The organism is Pseudomonas sp. TE4620 (assembly GCF_056279045.1).
The window spans coordinates 5,628,500-5,648,024 of the sequence record NZ_JBWBQO010000001.1; the positions used below are offsets into that span (position 1 = coordinate 5,628,500).

Genomic DNA, 19,525 nt, shown 5'->3' on the forward strand with positions numbered 1-19,525 from the left:
GGAATGTTCGTACCCTTGCTTCGGAGCCAGAGGGCAGATCTGTGATGCACGAGCAGGCTTAGATAGTCGGCCCATTACCGAAGGCCGTAGCCATGACCACTAACAGCACCGCTTCGATGAGCCCTGATCTCTCTGATGCCACAGGCAGGGGGCCAATGTTCTTCGTCGTATCGATCAGAAAGTTGATCGTGATGAACCTGTTCACCTTTGGTTTTTATTGGCTTTTTTGCCATTACCAAAGCTGGGCGCTCTACCGGCGGGAAACCGGGGAGCGAGTGTTGCCGCTGGTAAGAAGCATCTTCGGCATTCTGTTTCTTTACAGCCTGCTGAGCAGGGTCGATCGGCAATTACACCTGTCTGGTCGTAGCTACAGGTGGTCACCGTTCTGGTTGGTATGCGCCTTGATCCTGCTGACAGCGCTCTCGTTGTGGGCAAACCAGATGATGGAGCTGGCGCCGCTGCCGTTGTTGAGTGCGGTATTGGCTATGGATGTCGTGATTCTTTGGGTAATGGCCAGGATTCAGGGGGCGATAAACACCTGCGTAGGCGACCCGAAAGGCCAGTCTAATTCCCGCTTGTCACTCCTGAATTGGGCCTGGATGTCGGTCGGGATTCTGGTTTGGATAGTGCTGGTGTCTTTTCTCGTGGTTTTGCTGGCAGGTTTTTTCATCGGGATCTTTGTTGATGTCTGAGGCCTTCAGTCGTCAGCCTATGAATCAGCTCCCACGTATGACCCGGTTTTGGTGGGGTGGGGTGGGATGGATGCATTTTTTATAGTCTTTTATGTCCAGGGTAGTTTTCGTGGCGGTCAGATCCCCTGGTTTTCGTCATTGCTTCCGAGGTCGTGAAGGCGGGTAGCCTGGGGTGGCTGGTGCGTCATCAACGTGCGAAGTTTCTGGGCTAGAAAGCATCGCGGGTCAAGCCCGCTCCTACGCTGTAGGAGCGGGCTTGACCCGCGATAGAGGCGCTGCTGGCTATCAGCCGATAGTCATCAGGCTCGCGTTACCACCGGCAGCAGCAGTGTTGACGCTCAGTGCGCGCTCGATTACCAGGCGCTCCAGGGCAATCGCGGTTTCACCCGACGACAGGCCGTGAACACCGACGATGGCACCGGCGCGCTTGGCCACCTGCTCGCACACGGCGCGCAGTTGGTCGGAGTCGCCATGGTGGAGGACGGCGTCGAATACCACGTCATCCTTGTTCCAGTCGGCCACCAGCTGGATGCGCGCTTGCACTTCCTTCGGCAGGCGATTGCGCAGGGTCTTGCTCAGCTCGCCTTCCGGCCACACCGCCGAGCTGCCCACGGCCAGTACCGCCGCCAGTTGGGTCAGCAGGTCAGCTTCGACCTCGGCCAGGCACAGCACGTGCTCGCGCGGCAGGATGGTGTAGCTGTTGCGCTCGCCGGTCGGGCCCGCCAGCAGGCGGCTGATACCGCTTTGCGATTGCTGGGCGAACTGCTCGCACAGGCCGCTCAGGTCGTTCAGCTGATTGCTCGCCGCCCAGGCTTTGAGGGCTTGCAGCGGTTTGCTCAGGCTGTCGCGCAGGCGGGTGTCCGGGGCGTTTTCGCCGTCGGTGCGCTGGAACGACTGCTCGATGGCGCCCGCCGGGCGGGTCGACAGCAGGCGGTACAGGTACAGCGGGCCACCGGCTTTCGGGCCGGTACCGGACAGGCCTTCACCGCCGAATGGCTGCACGCCGACCACGGCGCCGACGATGTTGCGGTTGACGTAGACGTTACCGGCATTGACGTTGTCGATGACCTTGGCAATGGTTTCGTCGATCCGGGTGTGGACACCCAGGGTCAGGCCGTAGCCGGAGGCGTTGATCTGCTCGATCAACTGGTCGAGGTTCTTGCGGTTGTAGCGCACCACGTGCAGTACCGGGCCGAAGATCTCGCGCTGCAGTTCGTCGAAGCTTTCCAGTTCTATCAAGGTTGGCATCACGAATGTGCCGCGCTTGATCTCTTCACCATCGGCGATTGCCATCTGGTACACGGTACGGCCTTTGTCGCGCATACCCTGGATGTGCTTCTCGATACCGGCCTTGGCTTCGGCGTCGATCACCGGGCCAATGTCCACGGCCAGGCGCTCGGGGTTGCCCAGGCGGCTTTCGGCCATGGCGCCCTTGAGCATTTCGATGACGCGGTCGGCAGAATCTTCCTGCAGGCACAGTACGCGCAGGGCCGAGCAACGCTGGCCAGCGCTGTCGAAGGCAGAAGATACGACGTCGATGACCACCTGTTCGGTGAGCGCCGAGGAGTCGACGATCATCGCGTTCTGGCCGCCGGTTTCGGCGATCAGCGGGATCGGACGGCCCTGGGCATCCAGGCGGCCGGCGATGTTGCGTTGCAGCAGGCGGGCGACTTCGGTGGAACCGGTAAACATCACGCCTTTGACCCGATCGTCACCGACCAGGCGGGCGCCGACGGTTTCGCCGCGGCCCGGCAGCAGTTGCACTACGCCTTCGGGGATACCGGCTTCGAGCAGCAGGCGCACGGCCTGGGCGGCAACCAGCGGGGTCTGTTCGGCCGGCTTGGCCAGCACCGGGTTACCGGCGGCAAGTGCCGCGGCAACCTGGCCACTGAAGATCGCCAGGGGGAAGTTCCATGGGCTGATGCACACTACCGGACCCAGCGGGCGGTGAGCGTCGTTGCTGAAATCGTTGCGCGCCTGGACGGCGTAGTAACGCAGGAAGTCGACGGCTTCACGCACTTCGGCGATGGCGTTGGCGAAGGTCTTGCCGGCTTCGCGGGCGAGCAGGCCCATCAGCGGCTGGATCTCGGCTTCCATCAGGTCGGCGGCACGCTCCAGGATCGCGGCGCGTTCGGCCGGCGGGGTGGCCTGCCAGATCGGCGCGGCATTGAGCGCGCACTGGATGGCGTTGTCGACGTCAGTGACGTTGGCTTCCTGGACATGACCCACCACATCGCGCAGGTCAGCCGGGTTCAGCACCGGCGCAGCTGCTTCGGTGCTGGAGGCGCAACCGAGCATCGGCGCGGCTTTCCAGTCGTTGTGGGCGCTGGCCAGCAGGGCGCAGGACAGCGAAGCCAGGCGGTGTTCGTTGGCCAGGTCGATACCGGCGGAGTTGGCCCGCTCGGTGCCATACAGGTCACGCGGCAGCGGAATGCGCGGGTGCGGCAGGCCGGTATTGCCTTCCTGGGTAGCCATCTGTTCGATGGTGGCGACCGGGTCGGCGACCAGTTCCTGGATCGAGATCGACTGGTCGGCAATACGGTTGACGAACGAGGTGTTGGCGCCGTTTTCCAGCAGGCGGCGAACCAGGTAGGCCAGCAGGGTTTCGTGGGTGCCGACCGGGGCATACACGCGGCACGGACGGTTCAGCTTGCCATCGGCGACCTTGCCGACAACCTGCTCGTACAGCGGCTCGCCCATACCGTGCAGGCACTGGAATTCGTACTGGCCCGGGTAATAGTTCTGGCCGGCGATATGGTAGATGGCCGACAGGGTGTGGGCGTTGTGGGTGGCGAACTGCGGGTAGATGACTTCCGGCACCGACAGCAGTTTGCGTGCACAAGCAATGTAGGAAACGTCGGTGTACACCTTGCGGGTATACACCGGGTAGCCTTCCAGGCCTTCGACCTGGGCGCGCTTGATCTCGCTGTCCCAGTAAGCACCTTTTACCAGGCGGATCATCAGGCGATGGCGGCTGCGGCGGGCCAGGTCGATGACGTAGTCGATCACATACGGGCAGCGCTTCTGGTAGGCCTGGATGACGAAACCGATACCGTTCCAGCCGGTCAGTTGCGGCTCGAAGCACAGGCGCTCGAGCAGGTCCAGGGACAGCTCCAGGCGGTCGGCTTCCTCGGCGTCGATGTTCAGGCCGATGTCGTATTGCTTGGCCAGCAGGGTCAGCGACAGCAGGCGCGGGTACAGCTCGTCCATGACGCGCTCGTACTGGGCGCGGCTGTAGCGTGGGTGCAGGGCCGAGAGCTTGATCGAGATGCCCGGGCCTTCATAGATGCCGCGACCGTGGGAAGCCTTGCCGATCGAATGGATAGCCTGCTCGTAGGACGCCAGGTATTTCTGCGCGTCATGTTCGGTCAGCGCCGCTTCGCCGAGCATGTCGTAGGAATAACGGAAGCCTTTGGCTTCGAACTTGCTGGCGTTGGCCAGGGCTTCGGCGATGGTTTCGCCGGTCACGAACTGCTCGCCCATCAGGCGCATGGCCATGTCGACGCCCTTGCGGATCATCGGCTCGCCGCTCTTGCCGATGATGCGGCTGAGCGAAGAGGTGAGGCCGGATTCGTTGTGGGTCGAGACCAGCTTGCCGGTCAGCAGCAAGCCCCAGGTGGCGGCGTTGACGAACAGCGACGGGCTGTTGCCCAGGTGCGGCTGCCAGTTGCCGGTGCTGATCTTGTCGCGGATCAGGGCGTCGCGGGTGCCTTTGTCGGGGATGCGCAGCAGGGCTTCGGCCAGGCACATCAGCGCCACGCCTTCCTGCGACGACAGGGAGAATTCCTGCAGCAGGCCCTGAACGATGCCGGCACGGCCGCCAGCGCTCTTCTGGTTACGCAGTTTTTCGGCGATGCCGGCGGCCAGCTTGTTGGTGGCCTCGGCCATGGCGGCCGGCAGGCGCGCCTGTTCCAGCAGCATCGGTACCACTTCCGGCTCAGGGCGGCGGTAGGCGGCGGTGATGGCCGAGCGCAAGACCGACTGCGGCAGGATGCTTTCGGCAAATTCTAGGAAGCATTGGTGGGCGTGGTCGGCCTGTACTTCACCGGCATCGTCGGCATGAATGCCGGGCTGACCGTTGAGTTCGGTCAGGGTGGCGCCACCCTCGAGCTTCTCCAGGTAATTGAAGATCGCTTGTTTGATCAACCAGTGCGGCGTGCGATCGATAGAGGTCGCAGCTGCTTTGAGTCGCTCACGGGTAGGGTCGTCGAGTTTGACCCCAAGGGTGGTCGTCGCCATTTCTTATCCTCATTATTGCCACAGGCTGTGGCTTAAGCTGGCGCCAAGATTAGCCGTGCGCGATTTTGGGTGCAACCTAGTGCAACCCAAAATATGCAGGAAAAAAGTGCTACTCGTCCGGAGGGTAAAACCACACAGCAAAAATGGCTGTTTGTGGTGCATTTTCTTCTGAAAACAGGTCTTCTTGCTCCAAAAGGGAGCAAAAACCCGCTGTTACGCAAAATTTCCGACGAGGTGCAACTTGATTGTAAAAACAGGTTGCACCCTCTTTGCGTTGTTGCATAGGATTCGCGGCCTGGGTGCAACCTCTTCGAGGCTGTCGCTACATAAAAACAAACGCCAGGGCGCAACAATGAGTGTAAGCAATCCAACCTTGATCACGTTCGTGATCTATATCGCGGCAATGGTGCTGATCGGCTTCATGGCCTATCGCTCTACCAACAACCTTTCCGACTATATTCTTGGCGGTCGCAGCCTCGGCAGCGTGGTTACCGCGCTTTCGGCCGGTGCTTCGGACATGAGTGGCTGGCTGTTGATGGGCCTGCCGGGCGCTATCTACATGTCGGGCCTGTCGGAAAGCTGGATCGCCATCGGCCTGATCATCGGTGCCTATCTGAACTGGCTGTTTGTTGCCGGCCGCCTGCGGGTGCAGACCGAGCACAACGGTGATGCGCTGACCCTGCCGGATTACTTCTCCAGCCGCTTCGAAGATAACAGCGGGCTGCTGCGGATCATCTCCGCCGTGGTGATCCTGGTGTTCTTCACCATCTATTGCGCCTCCGGCATCGTTGCCGGCGCCCGTCTGTTCGAAAGCACCTTCGGCATGTCCTACGAGACAGCGCTGTGGGCTGGTGCGGCGGCAACCATTGCCTACACCTTCGTTGGTGGTTTCCTGGCAGTGAGCTGGACCGACACCGTCCAGGCTACGCTGATGATCTTCGCCCTGATCCTGACCCCGGTTATCGTGTTGATCGCAACCGGCGGTCTTGACACCACCTTCGCTGCCATCGAGCTGAAGGACGCGGGCAACTTCGACATGCTCAAGGGCACCACTTTCATCGGCATTATCTCGCTGATGGGCTGGGGTCTGGGCTACTTCGGACAGCCGCACATCCTGGCGCGCTTCATGGCCGCTGACTCGGTCAAGTCGATCGCCAAGGCCCGTCGCATCTCCATGACCTGGATGATCCTCTGCCTGGTCGGTACTTGCGCTGTGGGCTTCTTCGGTATCGCCTACTTCTCGGCGCACCCTGAAGTCGCAGGCCCGGTCACCGAGAACCACGAGCGTGTGTTCATCGAGCTGGCCAAGATCCTCTTCAACCCATGGATTGCCGGTGTCCTGCTGTCGGCCATCCTGGCGGCTGTCATGAGTACCCTGAGCTGCCAGCTGCTGGTGTGCTCCAGCGCCCTGACCGAAGACTTCTACAAGACCTTCCTGCGCAAGGGTGCCTCGCAGCTGGAGCTGGTCTGGGTCGGTCGCGCCATGGTGCTGCTGGTGGCCGTGGTCGCCATCCTGATCGCCTCCAACCCTGAGAACCGCGTGCTGGGCCTGGTCAGCTACGCCTGGGCCGGCTTCGGTGCTGCCTTCGGTCCGGTGGTACTGATCTCGGTACTGTGGAAAGGCATGACCCGTGACGGCGCACTGGCCGGTATCCTGGTCGGTGCGATCACCGTGGTGGTGTGGAAGCACTTCTCCATCTGGGGCCTGTACGAAATCATCCCGGGCTTCATCCTCGGCGCCCTGGCGATCTACTTCGTCAGCCGGGCCGGCAGCCCGTCGAAGGCGATGGTTTCGCGCTTCGAAGCCGCCGACGAGGCGTTCAAGGCCGGTCATTGATCGACTGTTGAGCTTCGCCTGACCACGGCCCGGCCTCGCAAGAGTCTTGTGGGAGCGGGCCTTGTCCCGCGATCGAGCGCGAAGCGGTCGCAATTCAGGTAGCAGCAGGTGGGCTGGCGGCATTGGTCTCATCGCGGGGCAAGCCCGCTCCCACTGGGCTTGACCCGCGATGGCTGACATCGCGGGTCAAGCCGCATCTGCGCATCGCCGCTCCCCCTGTTGTGCATGACAAGGTAAACTGCGCGGTCTTGCAGGAGTTGCCATGAACTATCGTCACGCCTTCCACGCCGGCAACCACGCCGACGTCTTCAAACACCTTGTGCTGACCCGCCTCATCGCCTTGATGTCGCGCAAGGAGCAGCCGTTTGCCTACCTCGACACCCACGCAGGCCTGGGTCTTTACGACCTGCAGGGCGATCAGGCGACACGTACCGGCGAGTGGCTGGAAGGTATCGGCCGCCTCTGGGGGCGCGACGACCTGCCGGAAATCACCGCGGACTACCTGCGCATCCTGCGCAAGATGAACCCCGATGGCGAGCTGTGCTATTACCCGGGCTCCCCGGAACTGGCCCGACGCCTGGCCCGTCAGCAGGATCGCGTGCTGCTCAACGAGAAGCACCCCGAAGACGGTCGCCTGCTCAAAGACAACATGAAGAAGGACCCGCGCGTTGCCGTGCACCTGGGCGAGGGCTGGCATGTGCCGCGGGCCTTGCTGCCGGTGCAGGAAAAACGTGCGGTGATGCTCATCGACCCGCCGTTCGAGCAGGCCGACGAGCTCAAGCGTTGCACCCAGGCGATGAAAGAGACCATCAGTCGCATGCGCCAGACTGTCGCGGCCATCTGGTACCCGATCAAGGACCAGCGCCAGTTGGTGCGCTTCTACCAGGACCTGACCAGTACCGGCGCGCCTAAACTGCTGCGGGTCGAGCTGTATGTGCACCCGCAGGACAGCCCGCAGGGCCTCAACGGCTCGGGCCTGGCCATCGCCAACCCGCCATGGGGCCTGGAAGAAGAACTGCGCACGCTGTTGCCATGGCTGTCGCAGGTGCTGGCGCAGACTCAGGGCAGCTGGCGGATGGATTGGCTGATCGCCGAATAAGCGCGGCAGGGGCGGTAGGCAATCAGACTTTGATTGCCCACAGTTACTGGCTAGGTGCTTTGAAGCGGGCCCGGATCAGGATGCTCGATGCTGCAGCGCTTGCCAGGAACAAGGCTCCGGGAAGTATTGTGGCGATAGACACGCTGCCATAGCTTGTCGTAACAAATAACCCAAGTAATGAAGTCGCTATTGTCGGAAGGTTTGCCAGCAGACTCACTGATCGGCCTATCTCTTTGTGTCTTGTCTTATTGGCTAAAAAATTTGCAATGCTTGAGAGCGCGATGCTAGGTGCTCCAAGCATGGCGATAATAACCGTCCAGATTGCGGAGGCCGGCACCCCTCTGGTGTCGAGTGGATCGTCCGGGTTTTCAGGGATGCCTTGAACGGCCAATGTAAGGCTGATCCATGCTAGTGTCAGGAGTAATGAGGGTAGAAGTAGAGTTGCCGTCGTTATAAGGGTTGGCGCTTTCATGGGGTCGTTGAATAGTTGATTGGCAATGAGCCCGGCATTTCAATTTCGTAGCTCACTGCATTGGTGACTTTGAACATGCTTCTCAATGCCGTAGTAGCTGATTCGTCGAGAGGTATTCTGTGATCGCTTGCTTCTGCATCGTATAGATCGTTGTACGCTTTTGCCTGTCCCGAGAAGCTGACGTTTCCCTCGCTGTCTCGAGTTATTGTGCCAATAATTCGCAATGTTATATTGCCGAGATAGGTCCTGGCTGCGAACGAGTCTTGGCCTGTGTAATACGGTACATTGATGTCAATTTGTGTTGAGCCGATTTCTGCAGCCTCGATTAGACTCTTGAGTTCTGGGATTTTTTCGACGCTGGGAGAGATTCCGATGTCTTTCAGTGAGACTGTGGCTTTTGCCCCTTTGCCATAGATGGCATGCGCGATGGCTTTTGTGGCGGTAAAAATTCCTCCGGAAAATTGCACTTCGGTTGTCAGGGATGGTGATTTGTCTGCTCCGTAAGTATTAGCCCTGATGCGCCCCTTATGCCATGCCACTTTGTTTTCTAGTGTCGGGTCGAGCGCTTTTAGTTGGTCGGCGTGGTGGGCGCAAATAAGATCCAGGGTCATTAGGCCGGGGGAGAAAGGAGGCTTGTTGTATTGCGCTCTTTTTAGGTCGAGGCAAAGCATTGACCACCAATTGCCAGATAGATAAGCCTCGTTTCGCTGGCTCCACATTCTGGCAATAACCAGGGGGTGCCCTGGCGGTGTTTGTCCGCCTTTTGAAGTAGGGGTTCCATAGTCATCTGGGTAAACAATTGTGGGTGCAAGTTCAATTTGCATGTGTGTGCCCTTGTTTGTTGATGGTCGTCTGGTGTTGACTATCTAATTCTTATTGGGCTTTTGTGTATATATAGAAACTTCTCACGGCAATGTAAGTTGTTTCTTTTTCTTTTCGCTGAAGTCGTATGAGTGCATGCCGTTGTGGGGCTTTCGTTCGGGCAATGACCGCGCGGTGCCTTCATTCATCACCTGCGATCTGTCCAGTTCCACCCGGTGCCGCGTTGCAGGTGAATGCGCTATAATCCCGCCCTTTCGCTGCCATCCGCCCTCCGGGCCGAGGCGCACTTTTACAGATTGAAGAGGCTAGACCCTTGGCATTGACGATTCTTGGCCTGTCCGGCGCCCTTAGTCATGACCCTTCCGCGGCCCTGTACATCGACGGCAAGCTGATTGCCGCCGCTGAAGAAGAGCGCTTCGTGCGCGATAAACATGCAAAGAACCGCATGCCCTACGAATCGGCGAAGTTCTGCCTGGAACAGGCCGGTATCAAGCCGTCCGACGTTGATGTGGTGGCGATTCCGTTCGCCCCGATCAGCCTGTTCGGCGAGGCTCGCTGGCACTACGCCAAGCGTTACTGGTACGCCCCGGACCGCGCCCTTGACGCGATCCTGATGGGCAACCGTCGCTACAAGCGTTACCGCAAGAAGATCGTCTGGTGCCTGGAGCAACTGGGCTTCGACCCGAAAAAGGTCAAGATCGAGCCGGTCGAGCACCACCTGGCCCACGCCTCCAGTGCCTACCACTGCTCCGGTTTCAAAGAGAAAACCGCGATCCTCGGTATCGACGGTAAGGGCGAATACGCCACGACCTTCTTTGGCTACGGCGAAAACGGCAAGATCCACAAGATCAAGGAATTCTTCGATCCGGACTCCCTCGGTGGCCTGTACGGCGCGATCACCGAGTTCCTCGGTTTCGAAATGCTCGATGGCGAGTTCAAGGTCATGGGCATGGCGCCTTACGGCGACGCCAGCAAGTACGATTTCTCGCGCCTGGCCTCGTTCGAAAACGGCGAGCTGGTGATCAACACCGACTACGCCAACGTCATCGGCCTGCGTCGTTATAAAGAGAAGGGCAAGGGTTTCTACTTCTCGCCAAAACTGATCGAGTGGCTGGGCCCGAAACGCGAAGGCGACATCGCCGACGAGCCGTACATCCACTACGCCGCGAGCATGCAGGCGCTGTTCGAGAAGCTCGCCCTGCAGATGATCGACCACTACCTGGGCGACATCCTCAAGGAGACCGGCAAACTGGCCTTCGCTGGCGGCTGCGCGCTTAACGTCAAGCTCAACCAGAAGATCATTGCTCGCCCTGACCTCAAGGAACTGTTCGTCCAGCCGGCTTCCGGCGACGCCGGCACCGCGGTCGGAGCTGCTGCTTATGTGTCCCACGCCCGTGGTGTACCGGTTGAGAAGATGGAACACGTCTACCTCGGCCCTGCGTACTCCAACGAAGACGTGATCGCCGCCTGTGCCCGTCATCCGAGCCAGCCAAAATGGCGCAAGCTGGAGAACATGCCCGAGCAGATCGCCAAGATCATGGTCGACGGCAACCCGGTGGCCTGGTTCCAGGGCCGCATGGAGTTCGGCCCGCGTGCCCTCGGCGGTCGTTCGATCATCGGTTGCCCGAGCGTGGAAGGCGTTGCCGACCGCATCAACCACCAGATCAAGTTCCGCGAGCGCTGGAGGCCTTTCTGCCCGTCGATGCTCGACACCGTCGCGCCGCAGATGATCAAGATCGATCACCCGGCGCCGTTCATGACCTTCACCTTCGAAGTGGCTGAAGAGTGGAAGACCCGCGTGCCGGAAGTCGTCCACGAAGACGGCACCTCGCGCGCCCAGGTGCTCAAGCGCGAGTACAACCCGCGCTACTACGACATGATGAAGGCGCTGGAGACCCTGACCGGCAACGGTGTGTCGCTGAATACTTCGCTCAACCGTCGTGGCGAGCCGATGATCTGCTCGCCGACCGATGCGCTGAACATGTTCTTCGGCTCGGACCTGCAGTACCTGATCATGGAAGACATCCTGGTGGTCAAGGACGGCGCGGACACTTATGACGTCCAGGGCTGAAAAACGCGTCCTGCAGTTCTGTCATGGTTATGACGGTCCGTTCCTGGACTGTGCGCGCCAGTACGCCAGCCTGTTCGACGGTAGCGGCTACAAGGTCACGACGGTGTTCCTGACCGGCGCTGCCGACCCTCAGGTTGCGGCCGGCTGCGCCTCGGACGAGGTGATCTTCCTCGAGTTCAGCTCCAAGGCCATTCGTGGCCTTAAGCTGGGGGCGATCCGCGCCTTGCGGCGGATCGTCGCCAGCCGCCAGTTCAGCTTCTGCATCGCGCACCGCTTCAAGCCGATCTATATCGCCTTGCTCGGCAGCAACTTGCCAGTGATCGGCGTGCACCACGCCTTCGGTGACTACCTGCGCCGCAGCCGCCAGCTGTTTGCCAACCTGTTCAGCAAACGCCTGAGCCTGCTCGGTGTTTCTGACGCAGTGCGCGACGACATGCGCAAATGCCTGCGCAAGTGGCCGGCCGAGCGTATCCAGACCCTCTACAACCGCATCGACATCGAGGCGCTGCAGGCCAGCCAGGTGCCCGCCGCGCAGGCGCGCGAGGCGTTGGGCCTGGACCCGCAAGCGTGGATCGTCGGCAACGTCGGCCGCCTGCATCCAGACAAAGACCAGGCCACCTTGCTGCGTGGTTTCGCCCAGGCCTTGCCGCAACTGCCGGCCGGCGCTCGCCTGGCCATTCTTGGCAAGGGTCGCCTGGAGCAGCAACTCAAAGAGCAGGCCGCCGAACTGGGAATCGCCGCGCAGGTGGATTTTCTCGGTCAGGTGCCTGACGCTCGTCGCTACTTTCGTGCTTTTGACGCCTTCGCCTTGAGCTCCGACCATGAGCCGTTCGGCATGGTCCTGCTCGAAGCCATGGTCGCCGGCGTGCCGCTACTGGCTACGGCCTGCGGCGGTGCGGTCGAGGTGGTCGAGGGTGTCGGCATCCTCTTCCCGCTGGGCGACGCCGAGCGTCTTGGGCAAGGTTTGCAGCACCTGGCCGCACTGGATGCCGGGCAGCGCCAGGAGTGCGCCGGGCGCATGCTTGAGCGTTTGCGTGAGCGCTTCTCCGATGCCGCAGTGCGCGAGGCCTTCTGGCAACTGCCGCACGTTCGTGCCCTGACAGCGGAGGCTTGATGCTCAACCATATTCAAGGCTGGCGCGAGCGCGGCTGGACGCAGATCGATGCGCCAACCTACGCCCTGGCCTGGGAAAAGTTTGGCGGCAGTGTCGCCACCCATCCACTGGTTGTTGAGCAGCTGGCTGACCTGGCGCAGATCCCGGTGCGTTACCTGGGCTGGGAGCAAAACGGCGAGCTCAAGGCTGCGATTCCCACCTGGGGTCGCTACCTGGCGCTGTCCAAAGATGTGCTTAAGCGTCAGGGCAAAAAAGGCCTGTACGACCTGGGCAATGCCGAGCTGATCCTGCCCGCCGCTGCCGATGCCCAGGCGCCGCTGCGTCATGCCGGGCGTTATCTGTCCGAGCTCAACCAGGGCCGTTTTGCCAACCTCAAGGCGCAGGCCGAATTGCTGGCCATGGCGCGTACGCCGGAAGACCTGTCGAAGAAGTTTCGCTACAACCAGCGCCGTGAACTGCGCCTGCTGGAAGAGGCGGGCGGCCAGGTGCGGCCGGTCACGGATTTTTCCAGTAGCGAACTTGCGGCGATCTACTGCGACCTGTTCCAGCGCCGCTGGGAGTTTCCGGCTACTGGCGCCGAGCGCATGGCCGAGGTGATCGAGCGCCTGCGCGAGCTGTTGATCGGTTCGGTGCTGTTTCTTGACGATGCGCCGATTGCCATCCAGCTGGTTTATCGGGTCGAAGCGCCAGCGTGGATCAGCGTCGAGTACATCAACGGTGGTGTCGATCCGCAAACCAAGGCTTTCAGCCCCGGTAGCGTGCTCAGCTTCCTCAATACCCAGGCTGCCTGGGAAGATGCCCGTACGCGTAACAAACCCTTGCGGTTCTCCTTCGGCCGTGCCGATCGCGAGTACAAGGACCGTTGGTGCAACCCCGTGCCGGTGTTTCAGGTGTGAGCCGCAAGCAGCAGTTGCTCAAGCGCCACCGGCGCAACAAGCGCCTCGGGCTGCTGATCGGCTTGTTGGTGCTGCTTGCCCTGGGGTTTTTTGTCCAGTGGTGGTTGCCGCTGCTGCTGTTGCCGCTGTTGTGGGTCGCCCACGAGGCGTGGTTTGCCGACCATCTGTTCTACTCTCCGGCTGAAGACTATCAGTATCAGTTCCCGTCAGACTGTGTGGCGCATTCGGTCGGACTGGTCGATGGAATTGTGCGCCTGGAATCGCCGCTGCAGCTTGGTGCTGAGCAGACGGTGATTCTTCAGGTGCACCTGAAAAGCAATTGGCTGGGGCGGTTCCTTGATCCTGCGGTAAGCCTGGGCAGTGACGACGTTCAGACGTTCGAGCGGGGCGTGAACGGCCTGCGTTACCTGAACCTCACCGGGCTGGCCGAGCCGTTGATGGCTGGACAGTTGCGCCTGCGTGGACGCCACTGCCGCCTGGTGGGCGAGGCAACGCTATGGGTTGCGCCACAGGCCGATCTTCGCCAGCGCCGGGTCATGGTCATCGCGCCCCATGCCGATGATGCCGAGCTCGCAGCCTTTGGCTTCTACAGCCAGGCCGAGGAGACCTGGGTGGTGACCTTGACTGCCGGTGAAATCGAAGCCGAACACTACCAGCAAATGGGCCTGGAAAAGGCCGAGGCTGCGCGCCTGAAAGGCCGTTTACGAGCCTGGGACAGCATCGCTGTGCCGCGTTGGGCCGGGGTGCCCGAGTCTCGCTGCGTGCAGCTGGGGTATTTCTGCTTGCAACTCCCGGCCATGCAGGCCGCGCCTGCAGAGCCAATGGCTTCGCGCGAGGCCGGGCTTGCCGATACCCGCCTGTTTCGCCAGTTCAACCCGCTGACCCTGCCGGGTGATGAAGACGGCGCGCCAACCTGGAACAACCTGCTGGCCGATCTGCGTGCACTGTTGCTCAGGGCCCGGCCGCAGGTGCTGGTGATGCCGCACCCGACCCTCGATCCGCACCCTGATCATATCTGCGCCCAAGCTGCTGTGCTCGAAGCGCTGCAAGGCCTTGAGTGGCAGCCTGAAACCCTGCTGTGCTATGCCAATCACCTGCATGACAACGACCGCTGGCCCATGGGTGATAGCGGTGCAGGCATTGCTTTGCCGCCGCAACTGCAAGCAGCCCAGGCCTGGTCTCCCTACTGCCTGGTGCTGGGCCTGCCCGCCCAGCGCGACAAAGCCATGGCCCTGGGCATGATGCACGACCTGCAGCCGCCTGCGCCGTTCAAGCGCCGCCTGCGCCGCCTGCTGCAACGCTGGCTGGCCGGGCGTCGTCCTTCGCCCTATGGCGAGAACGAATTCTTTCGCAAGGCTGTGCGTCGACACGAATTGTTCTGGCGTCGTGAGCTCTGATCACGATGCTACAAGATTGAAAGCTGTGGCCTGAGCGCCGCAAGGAAGACAATGAAAGTTCTATTTCTGGTGCAGAAAGAACAACGGGCGATCCTCGACCGTTTGTATGACGGCGTTGCTGCGCACAGCGACTGCGACCTGCGCTGGCTGAGCAGTGACGAGCAGCGCAACCTGCGCCGCTACTTCCGCCGCGAAGTCGACGTCGACAAGTACGACCGGATCGTGTTTTTCCTGCGCTTCAAGCAAGAGATTCGCCAGGTCGGTTTCATTCGTACGGTGCCCAATCTGGTCATCCTCGAACATGATGCCTACCAGAACTACATCCCCTGCAAGTACACCGGCAAGTTCAGCGCCCATTACCGCCAACTGCCTTGGGCGCGGGTCATCAGTTCCGGTTACATGGTCAGTGAGCGCCTGCGTCAGGAGGGTTTCGATGCCGAGTTCGTACCCAAGGGCTACGACCAGCAGCTGTTGGCCGACCAGGGTCGTGAACGGGATATCGAGCTGGCTTTTGTCGGCAGCACCAACAGCGTTGCCTACAGTGGCCGCAAGGCATTGCTCGATGAGTTGGCGCAGGTGGAAAACCTGCTGGTAACCCGTACCAAGTCCGGTGAAGAGTATTGCGACACGCTCAACCGCATCCGTTTTTTTGTTAGCGCGGATGTCGGCATGGGCGAATACATGATCAAGAATTTCGAGGCGATGGCCTGTGGCTGCGTTTTGCTGGCCTTTGACCAGGGTGAGGCGGAAAATCGCGCCCTGGGTTTGAAAGACATGCATAACGTGGTGCTCTATGACAGCATTGCCCAGTTGCAAGAGAAGCTGAAAGTATTGCGTGCCGACCCCGGGCTGGTCGAGCGTATCGGCAACAACGGCCGTGATCTGGCCGTCTCGCAATTCAGCTTCGCCCAGGTAGGTCGTAGCATCGTGGAAAAAATGCAGCCACCTCTTCGTCCCCGTCCAGCCCTGACTGGCTGGCAGCGCTTGCGTTTGAGACTGGGCATATGAGCCGGCTGTCCTGAAACCAGGCAAGTAGTCTCGAACATTTGAATACAGTTAATGGGGAGGGAGTCCGGTGCGATTCTGCCAAGATAGCGACGTAACACTGGTTGTCACCAGTTGCGGACGCTTCGATTTGCTAAAACTTACGCTGGAAAGCTTTGACCGCTTCAATACCGCGCCTATCCGTGAAGTGTTCATCACCGAAGATTCGGGAGATGACGCTGTTCACCAGGCTGTGCCCGAGCATTGGAAGCCGCACTGCAAGGTCTTCGTCAATCGTCCGAAACTGGGTCAGCTGGCCTCGATCGATCTCGCTTACAGCCATGTAAAAACCTCTTACATCTTCCATTGTGAAGATGACTGGGAGTTCTACCGTCCTGGCTTCGTCGAAGACTCGCAAGCGATCCTGGCGGTCAGCCCTGAGCTGCTTCAGGTCTGGTTGCGCAGTTATGTCTATGACCTGAAGTTGCATAGCCCCTACATCCACCTTGGTGAGCGCCAGGTGATTGCCGGTGTGCCCTGCTACCCGTTGTTGTCGGACAAGCCTGAGTGGCAGAGTTTTTCTCTGAACCCGGGGTTGCGCCGTTTGAGCGATTATCAGCGCTGTGCGCCGTTCGCCGCCTATGCTGGTGAAAAGGCACTGTCAAAGCGCTATGCAGAATTGAACCTGACCGGCGTGAGCCTGGAAGGTGATGCCGTGTTGCATACCGGCTTCGGCATGCACGTCAGCCTGCCTGAAGAGCGTCAGCGCAAAGCACGCCGGCGTCAGCGCGAGCGGGTCAAGCTGGCAGCTGCCTTGTTGATCGGTTTGGCAGTGGGAGTGGCTATTGGCTTTCTTGCGAATTGATTCAACTGGCTTGCCAGTGATCCAGTCCGATACAAGGGGTACATCCCCGTGAATATCGTCAACATTATGTGGGCTGGCGGTTCGCCGTATGTCTCGGTGCACAAGGTGCATCAACAAATTCTGTCCCAGGCCGGGCCTGGGGCGAAAATCAGCAGTTGGCTGCTGCAGGGGCAGGGTGCCTGCTATGGCGGTGAGTCAACGCGCGAGTGGCATTTGTCCCATCGCCTGCTCAAGGGGCGGCATGTCTGGCGCGCATTGCGTCCCTGGTTGCGGGGGCGGTTTCGCGATGCGCTGGAACAAGCCAATGCTCAGGTGCTGTTGCTTGACGGGTTGGGCGTGTCGCGCTTGATACTGCCGCTGCTCAAGGTCATGCCGAACTTGCGGGCCACCGTCGTGTTTCATGGCAAGACCCGCCTGCGCCGGGCCGATATTGCCTTGTTGCGCGCTTTTCCTGCCTCTCGGCTGACGTTTGTCGCCGTCTCACAAACCCTTGCCGATGCATTGGCGCAAGACCTCGGGGTGCCGGTGCAGGTGTTGCGTACCGCCCTTGAACCAGATGGCTTTCGTCGCAACTTGCTAGGCCGGCAACAGGCACGTCAGGCGCTGGGGCTCGCGGAGCACGGCGTACGTGTCCTGGGCGCAGTCGGCCGGTTGGTCGATAGCAAGGGTTTTGACTACTTGCTCGATGCCTTTGCCCAGGCTGCTCGGCAGCAAGCTGATCTGCGCCTGGTGATCCTCGGTGAGGGCGGCTTGCGCTCACAGTTGCAGGCGCGGATCCAGGCGCTTGATCTGGCTCAGAAAGTCTCGATGCCAGGGCACTGTGTCGGGCTGGAAAAGCTCTACAGGGCATTTGACTGGCTGTTGATTCCTTCGCACTCCGAAGGGTTGGGCCTGGTGCTGCAAGAGGCGGTAATGGCCGATGTGCCTGTCCTGTGCAGCGAGTTGCCGGTGTTTCGCGAGCAGTTGGGAATCGCAGGCTACTATGCGCCGGCGGGTGATGTCGGCGCCTGGAGCAACGCGATTGCCGCGTGCTCGGATCTTCAGGCAAGCACTGTTGCCAACGCTCAATACCAGGCCCTGCAGCCCGAGCAGGCCTGGCAACGCTTCAGTCAGGCTTCCAGGGCGTTACTGGGCAGGGCCTGAGTTCTTTACGGCAGCAGTGCGCGCTCAAGCTCAGCCAGGGGAAACTGGTCAGCCAACTGTTCCCGGGCAATGTACCGGGCAAAATGTTGCACGTTGCGTCGAATCATTCGGCTGGACAACGGGGCTCGCAGGAAACGCATGTCGGCGACATCGATCAAGCCAAGTTGCTGCTCAGGGGTAACAACAATGTTGCCAAGGTGCAGTGAGCGGAAGTAAATACCCGCCTGATGCAGCTGGCGCACCAGTCCGATCAGATCCGGAAGGCGTTCCTGCCAGCTGAAACCGGGCTCGCGAGACAGCTGGCTCAAGGTTTTGCCGGGCAGTGGACGGTACAGTACCGCCGTCATTCCAGGTGCGTCCAGCTTGTAGTACTCCAGCACTTCAAGCGTAGGAATTCCCTTTTTCTTTAGCATCACCGCGTTATCGATAAAGCGTCGGGAGTAAGGTCGCAGCAGCGCAGAAGAAATTAACCGCTTGCGCCTGAAGAGCTTGAGGATATTGCCGTCTGTTAACAGGTAGACTTTAGCGCCGTAGCTGTCGGCCTCCAGTATCTGGGCACCAAGCGTCAGCTGATTGAAGTCGACTTGGGGGAGCCGGGAACATTGCATGGTAGGGGCCTTGTTAGCGGGCAAGCAAAATGACCGGCAATAATGCCGAAAAGTTCAGGGTTGCACCATGCCGGTGTTGTTGAATCAATGGGGAAGTGCATGATGTATTCGAGGCGCTGGGCGCAGGCCTGGCTGGCAATTGGCTTTTTCTGGTTTTTGGTGGGCATTGCCCTGGCGCCAAGCAACAAGCTTTACCAGCAAGGGCTGGTTGCGTTTCTGTGGCTGCCTACGCTGGTCATGCTGTGGTCTGCCCGCGCATTGCTGGTCGAGCTTTGGCATGCACAAAAGGCACTGTGCCTGGCGTTGCTGCTGATGCTCGGCTGGACCGCTTTGAGCTTGTCGTGGGCCGCCACAGAGGAGCCCGGGCGTGAACTCAAGCGCCTGCTGTACATAGCGGTATTCCTGCTGTTCTTCCCCCTGTTGGCCCAACTCGGGGAGCAGCGCATTCGCCTGCTGATGCTTCTGGGTGGGGCGGGGCTGGCTATCGGTGCCGTATTGTCGATCGTGCAGTTTTATCTGGTCCGCGGCGAGGAGTGGGCATCCAGGCTGTATGGCATCGGTGAAATTTCCCACCCAATCCTTGGTTCTTACGTCATCGGCGCAGCGATTGTCTGGATGATCCATTGGCCAGTTAAACAACGCCTGATGCAGTTGCTCTGGGGTGTTGCCCTGCTCTGCCTGGGGGCATTCGTGTTGTTGTGCCAGAGTCGTGGTGCGGCCTTGGGCTTGCTGATCACGATGCTGGCCATGCCGCTCTGGTGCCGTGACCGCAGAAGCCGGGTGATTGCTGCAACAGCGCTGGTAGGCGCTGCCATTGGTTTTGCGCTGTTGTACTCGCTGGTCATGTACCGGGGGGCGTCCTACCGGCCGGAGATCTTCGAGGTAAGCCTGCAGATGATCGGTGAGCATCCCTGGACCGGCCTGGGCCTGGGGTCGTTCTACTCCATCAGCGCCGCCGGTATGCAGTTCGACCACACCCACAACATGTTCACCCACATTGCCATCGAACTGGGTATCCCCGGCATGCTGTTGTGGCTGGCGGTGTGGCTGTGCACTTTGCGCGAAATCTGGAAAACCCGCGATACAACCTTTGGCAAAGGTCTGATGGGCCTGTGGTTGTTCTCGACCCTGGCCATGCAGTTCGACGCCGCAAGCCTGACCGGCACCCCGCGTGCCGAGTGGTTCATCAGCTGGCTGCCGGTCGGCCTGGCCACTGTCCTGGTCTGGGTACGTGCCCGGGCACCAGGCTGTGATAAAATTTCCGGTTCTATCTGAACAGCGAGCTC

The 19,525-nt window shown here is 60.5% G+C and carries 13 protein-coding genes and 2 pseudogenes; 12 read left to right on the forward strand and 3 right to left on the reverse strand.

Features of this window, described 5'->3' with window-relative positions:
• Positions 1 to 92: 92 nt before the first annotated feature.
• Positions 93 to 692, forward strand: coding sequence for a hypothetical protein (locus ACZ9A3_RS26115; protein WP_195885528.1), 600 nt, complete (start codon positions 93 to 95; stop codon positions 690 to 692).
• A 285-nt stretch (positions 693 to 977) separates the two neighbouring features.
• Here ACZ9A3_RS26115 and putA read toward each other — a convergent pair whose 3' ends face one another.
• Positions 978 to 4,931, reverse strand: coding sequence for a trifunctional transcriptional regulator/proline dehydrogenase/L-glutamate gamma-semialdehyde dehydrogenase (gene putA, locus ACZ9A3_RS26120; protein ID WP_258609055.1), 3,954 nt, complete (start codon positions 4,929 to 4,931; stop codon positions 978 to 980).
• 352 nt (positions 4,932 to 5,283) lie between these two features.
• Here putA and putP point away from each other — a divergent pair, with 352 nt between their 5' ends.
• Together putP and ACZ9A3_RS26130 are read left to right on the forward strand one after the other, a co-directional pair.
• Entirely contained in the window at positions 5,284 to 6,768 is a 1,485-nt protein-coding gene (gene putP, locus ACZ9A3_RS26125; RefSeq protein WP_045193789.1) for a sodium/proline symporter PutP, read from the forward strand.
• Between the two features lie 262 nt (positions 6,769 to 7,030).
• Positions 7,031 to 7,867 (forward strand): 23S rRNA (adenine(2030)-N(6))-methyltransferase RlmJ, encoded by an 837-nt coding sequence (locus ACZ9A3_RS26130; protein WP_476253269.1) that lies wholly within the window; start codon positions 7,031 to 7,033, stop codon positions 7,865 to 7,867.
• A 468-nt stretch (positions 7,868 to 8,335) separates the two neighbouring features.
• Here the strand turns inward: ACZ9A3_RS26130 and ACZ9A3_RS26135 are convergent, their stop codons facing one another.
• A complete protein-coding gene (locus tag ACZ9A3_RS26135) occupies positions 8,336 to 9,163 on the reverse strand; it encodes a lipid II-degrading bacteriocin (RefSeq protein ID WP_082075371.1) in 828 nt (275 codons plus the stop codon).
• A 311-nt stretch (positions 9,164 to 9,474) separates the two neighbouring features.
• On the opposite strand from ACZ9A3_RS26135, the gene ACZ9A3_RS26140 reads away from it, so the two are divergent.
• The 8 genes and pseudogenes from ACZ9A3_RS26140 to ACZ9A3_RS26175 all read left to right on the forward strand — a co-directional run bounded on the left by ACZ9A3_RS26140 (position 9,475) and on the right by ACZ9A3_RS26175 (position 17,631).
• Complete coding sequence (locus tag ACZ9A3_RS26140) at positions 9,475 to 11,232, forward strand: carbamoyltransferase family protein (protein WP_038997493.1); 1,758 nt, start codon at positions 9,475 to 9,477, stop codon at positions 11,230 to 11,232.
• Positions 11,216 to 12,346, forward strand: coding sequence for a glycosyltransferase (locus ACZ9A3_RS26145; RefSeq protein WP_093376825.1), 1,131 nt, complete (start codon positions 11,216 to 11,218; stop codon positions 12,344 to 12,346). Before ACZ9A3_RS26140 ends, ACZ9A3_RS26145 begins: the two co-directional genes overlap by 17 nt.
• Positions 12,346 to 13,242 (forward strand): antimicrobial resistance protein Mig-14, encoded by an 897-nt coding sequence (locus tag ACZ9A3_RS26150; protein ID WP_093376821.1) that lies wholly within the window; start codon positions 12,346 to 12,348, stop codon positions 13,240 to 13,242. The genes ACZ9A3_RS26145 and ACZ9A3_RS26150 overlap by 1 nt, the downstream gene beginning before the upstream one ends.
• Positions 13,239 to 13,446: pseudogene (locus ACZ9A3_RS26155) on the forward strand (PIG-L family deacetylase); the annotation flags it as partial. The gene ACZ9A3_RS26150 and the pseudogene ACZ9A3_RS26155, both read left to right, overlap by 4 nt.
• Positions 13,447 to 13,544: 98 nt before the next feature.
• Positions 13,545 to 14,639: pseudogene (locus ACZ9A3_RS26160) on the forward strand (PIG-L deacetylase family protein); the annotation flags it as partial.
• A 51-nt stretch (positions 14,640 to 14,690) separates the two neighbouring features.
• Positions 14,691 to 15,647, forward strand: coding sequence for a glycosyltransferase family protein (locus tag ACZ9A3_RS26165; protein ID WP_045193782.1), 957 nt, complete (start codon positions 14,691 to 14,693; stop codon positions 15,645 to 15,647).
• 67 nt (positions 15,648 to 15,714) lie between these two features.
• A complete protein-coding gene (locus tag ACZ9A3_RS26170) occupies positions 15,715 to 16,488 on the forward strand; it encodes a glycosyltransferase family 2 protein (protein WP_093376811.1) in 774 nt (257 codons plus the stop codon).
• A gap of 48 nt (positions 16,489 to 16,536) precedes the next feature.
• The gene (locus ACZ9A3_RS26175) at positions 16,537 to 17,631 is read left to right on the forward strand and encodes a glycosyltransferase (protein WP_093376807.1); all 1,095 of its coding nucleotides are present in this window, start codon (positions 16,537 to 16,539) and stop codon (positions 17,629 to 17,631) included.
• A gap of 5 nt (positions 17,632 to 17,636) precedes the next feature.
• Here ACZ9A3_RS26175 and ACZ9A3_RS26180 read toward each other — a convergent pair whose 3' ends face one another.
• The gene (locus ACZ9A3_RS26180; RefSeq protein ID WP_093376803.1) at positions 17,637 to 18,239 is read right to left on the reverse strand and encodes a BUD32 family EKC/KEOPS complex subunit; all 603 of its coding nucleotides are present in this window, start codon (positions 18,237 to 18,239) and stop codon (positions 17,637 to 17,639) included.
• A gap of 99 nt (positions 18,240 to 18,338) precedes the next feature.
• On the opposite strand from ACZ9A3_RS26180, the gene ACZ9A3_RS26185 reads away from it, so the two are divergent.
• Complete coding sequence (locus ACZ9A3_RS26185) at positions 18,339 to 19,514, forward strand: O-antigen ligase family protein (protein WP_213602637.1); 1,176 nt, start codon at positions 18,339 to 18,341, stop codon at positions 19,512 to 19,514.
• Positions 19,515 to 19,525: the final 11 nt, after the last annotated feature.